4 protein-coding genes and 1 pseudogene are annotated in these 3186 nt (G+C 42.7%); all 5 read left to right on the top strand.

Translation table 11 applies throughout. The features are described 5' to 3' along the window. Window positions 1-396, top strand: a 396-nt coding sequence (locus EDM53_RS00580) for a transposase (protein WP_207215387.1), incomplete at its 5' end; no start/stop codon positions are given. A gap of 215 nt (window positions 397-611) precedes the next feature. Next, window positions 612-1580, top strand: coding sequence for an IS110 family RNA-guided transposase (locus EDM53_RS00575; protein ID WP_130121395.1), 969 nt, complete (start codon window positions 612-614; stop codon window positions 1578-1580). A 480-nt stretch (window positions 1581-2060) separates the two neighbouring features. Continuing rightward, a complete protein-coding gene (locus EDM53_RS00570) occupies window positions 2061-2315 on the top strand; it encodes a hypothetical protein (protein ID WP_130121393.1) in 255 nt (84 codons plus the stop codon). 100 nt (window positions 2316-2415) lie between these two features. Continuing rightward, window positions 2416-2589, top strand: coding sequence for a hypothetical protein (locus EDM53_RS06010; protein ID WP_165379507.1), 174 nt, complete (start codon window positions 2416-2418; stop codon window positions 2587-2589). 215 nt (window positions 2590-2804) lie between these two features. After that, window positions 2805-3186, top strand: a pseudogene (locus EDM53_RS06415) (IS256 family transposase); the annotation flags it as partial.

The following is a 3186-nucleotide window of genomic DNA, read 5'->3' as shown; positions in this document are numbered from 1 at the left end:
TCACGCAAACCAGTATATCCAGATTACATCTCATTGGATATGTTGGATGCGGTCATTAAAAGCGGTGCTGACCCTATCGAAATGATGGCACAAATGAAAAAAGCACTCATGGAAAGGGTAATGGAAGCAGAACTTGATCACCATTTAGAACATGATAAACATGAGAAAAGTCAGGATGGCAACTACCGTAATGGTTATGGCAATAAAACCGTCCTCATGGATAATGGAGAAGTCGAAATATCTACACCTCGTGACCGTAATGGTACATTTGAGCCAATTATGATACCCAAACGACAACGCCATTTGAAAGGCTTTGACGACAAAATCATCTCAATGTATGGCATGGGCATTGTAAGTCTGAGCTGTGGTATAAGAAGTAGTGCATATAGAAGATAATCTGATATCTTCTGCTGTACGAGAGTAGTTGATAGGCATATCATCATGATGATATGCCTATCGCGGGCGTGAGCGACCGTATGGGCATAGGTTTGATAACCGTAGTCATCGTGGTACTCTAGCCCTTTCTCTCGAGGCGTTTGAATAGTTGAATGGGACACTAACGTGCACCCGCTTACAATCGCAAACATACAAACTAAACTCTCGAGGTTATCATGACTTTATACCAACATTTTCTCGGAATTGATATCGGCAAATTCACTTTTGTAGTATCTTTATATGGAACAAAATCCACCTCCGAATACGAAAACTCATCCACAGGAATAGGACAATTTGTTCAAGAATATAAAAATATACTCCCAAGCTCTCTTTGCGTCTTGGAGACAACAGGAGGGTATGAACTTGAAGTCCTATACTCTTTGATCGCACAAGGCTTCAAAGCCCATCGCGCCGATACAAGAAAAGTCAAAAGCTTCATCCGCTCTCTAGGCTCTGCTGCAAAAACAGACGCCCTAGATGCTAAAGCATTGGCTGCATATGGACAAGAACGCTCCGATAAGCTTCCATTGTTTGAGGCCCAGTCCAAGGAAGCAGTTGAATTATTCCAATTGGTGCAAAGACGTTCTGACTTGAAAATCACTCTTGTTGCAGAGAAAAATAGGCTGCAAGCCCCATGTACAAAGCTAATTCGAGACGGTATATTGGTGCTTATTGCAGCAGTGAAAAATCAGATAGATGTTATAACAGACAAAATAAAGCTGATAATTGAGAATAATCCAGAGCTTAAGAGGAAAAAGGATATACTAAAAACTATTCCCGGAATAGGAGATATTGTAGCCTTTGAGCTTCTTATTTTGCTGCCAGAACTTGGGACATTATGCCGTAGGAAGATAGCCTCTCTTGGAGGGGTTGCCCCACGTGCAAATGATAGTGGCAAATTTAGTGGTTACAGAAGAACAGGACCAGGAAGATGTGGAGTCAAGCCAATACTGTTTATTGCTGCAATGGCAGCGAGGAATTCGAAAACACATTTCAAAGAATTTTATGAAAAGCTGGTCAATAAAGGGAAGAAGAAAATGGTGGCACTGACGGCCTTAATGCGGAAGATTTTAGTGATTGCCAACGCCAGGCTCAGAGAAGAGATGTGTTTTGAAAAGTCACAGCAGAAGGTCTCTGCATTTTGAGGTTAAATAATATTTTTGGAGCTATGGGTCACAGAGAAGCTGTAGAGGTGTGACACGAATGGTCAATAGGAGTTGTGGCCCGTAAGGAGGCACCATCCATGCTACTGGATGAAGCTACCGCTCTGAATGGAGAGCAAGCGGGACAATGTAGAGAAATGTAAGCGATTACATGGGGCAGAAAGCGGGAGCAATCTAGCCTACTGCTAACTATAATGCAGGTAAGCGGTAGGTAAGTTAATAGGCTAAAGATATCTGAACCTGTGAATGAAGGATTGTCAGATCTGGAGATGGCAAATAGTGGATACCCTCTAGATGGAAATAGGAAAGAGGTCTTGGAGATACCCTTTGGTAGCCAACAGAATATTTCCCGGTCTATAGCAGGCAGCTAAGTTAACTACATACTTCTATGACTGAAGGTGGGAAGGCTGTATAGCTCCCTATGTCTATAGGGGAAATACTTTGTAAAGAGTATCGATAGGTGTGGGGGAACAGGATGCTGGAAGAAGCAAACGCGAGTCTGTAATGGATGTGGAGGGAAGGAGTTACGTTAAGCAGTTTATTGAGCAAGAAACTGAAGGGACTCAGGAGGTAATGATGGAGAAGACAAAATCATTCAAGATAGGGAAGAAGGTATTTGTGGAGGCATATAAACGAGTCGAAGCAAATGTGGGAGCTGCAGATAATCCAAGATTGTTTGAGGACTGGCGAGTAGGAATGGTTGGAGGGTTTGCTTAATGGAAGCGGTGTGAATTGAGAGGTTCATGCACCGTTTTGCGAAGAGGCTAGCTGGGAAGTTCCACCGCCCTACTCACCTATTGTATGATAAGGCACGAAAGTGAGCAGAGGTCTGGCAGGTGCTGAATGGCAAGAGAGTTTGAAGAAGCTAATTTATAGAGAAAAGCAAATGGCAATAAACGAAAGTTTAATTGGTGGATCTGTAAGCCGTAAGTGGTCGGAATGGGAGTCTATTCCATTTCAAATGAGCACAAAGCTGGTATTGCCAAGGTAATGAGAGAGGTAACGTTGCTGGGTACCCAAGAGCTGCCTTATCAGTGCTCGAATGTTGCGTTCCTCGAGGAGGTGCTCTCAGCAATGTGAGCACCTTACTCTACAAGTTAACATAGTCAGGACCTTCAGAGCTGCCTGTCCCTTGATTATCCCACTCTATCTTGCTACTAAAACGATGCATAAAAATATTATCCAAATGCATTTAAAACATAGTTGATGAGTACACGTGATATTGCTTCTCACCTCCAGGATATGTATGCTATGGAAGTCAGCCATGAATTAATCGCCAATGTTACTGATGCTGTACTTGATGAAGTAAAAGCCTGGCAACTGAGGCCACTGGACCCAATCTTCTATATCTAGATGCTATGGTGATCAAAGTTAAGGATGGCAAGCAGATTAACAACAAAAGCCTACATATAGCTATGGGGGTAAACATGGAGGGCAACAAGGAAATCTTGGGTATATGGCTAGCAGACAATGAAGGTGCAAAATTTTGGCTATCTGTGCTCAATGAACTCAAAAACCGTGGAGTTAAGGATATCCTAATTGCATGCTGCGATGGTCTAACAGGATTCCCTGATGCAATTAACGCTGT

It is taken from the genome of Rickettsiales endosymbiont of Peranema trichophorum (assembly GCF_004210275.1).
In the GTDB taxonomy this organism is placed as follows: domain Bacteria; phylum Pseudomonadota; class Alphaproteobacteria; order Rickettsiales; family Midichloriaceae; genus RICK02.
Note: the sequence above shows the minus strand (reverse complement) of the source record. Positions and strands in the feature narration are given on the sequence as shown.